The 679-nt window shown below is 69.1% G+C and carries 1 pseudogene; it reads right to left on the bottom strand.

What is annotated here, in order from left to right:
* Positions 1–327 (bottom strand): annotated as a pseudogene (locus tag EFE23_RS27880) (hypothetical protein); the annotation flags it as partial.
* Between the last annotated feature and the right edge of the window lie 352 nt (positions 328–679).

Raw genomic sequence — 679 nt, forward strand, 5'->3', positions numbered from 1 at the left:
CACGCGCCCGTGCTCGTCCTTGTCCCGGTCCCGGTCCTTGTTCCGGTCCCGGTCGTTGTCGCGGTCCTTGCCGTCCCGGCCGGACTCGTCGGCGGCGTTCTCCTCGGCCTGGGCGCCGCCGTCGTCCTTGAGTTGCTGGGCGGTCGACCACTTCACGTCGGCGAGCCGGTGGGGACCCGTCACCCCGGTCGTCGCGTACGCGACGCCGGCGAGGCTGACCGCTCCCGTGAGGCCCACGACGCCGGTGGCGAGCCAGAGCCGACGACGGCGGAGCGGGGAGGTCGTCTCACGAGCGGCGTCATCGTTCTTGCGAAGGTAGTTGGACATCGGAGCTCTCTGCCCTCTCCTTGTATCCGACAAGGTCGCTTCGCCACGGCGAGGCGGCCTTCGCTACAAATCGGTTGTAGCTGCTGAATAACACCGTATGAGAAGCTTCTTCGCCCCGTGCGCTTATACGAAAAAAGCCCACATTCGGGCGTGGGCGGCGCGGCGGGGCGCAGGGGGAGCGGAGCGGGGCACGGGAGTCAGCGGCGGCGAACGCGTCGGTACGGCCGAAAGTGGGCGAGCATCCCGGGCGGTCGAGTTCCGGACGGGCGGTGCCGATGAGCGACTCGGGGGGAAGGGAGTCCCTTTCCACCGCCGAGGCGGCGGAAAGGGACTCCCGTGGTTATGTGGTGGT

The sequence above is a fragment of the Micromonospora solifontis genome, from assembly GCF_003725545.1.
GTDB lineage: Bacteria > Actinomycetota > Actinomycetes > Mycobacteriales > Micromonosporaceae > Micromonospora > Micromonospora solifontis.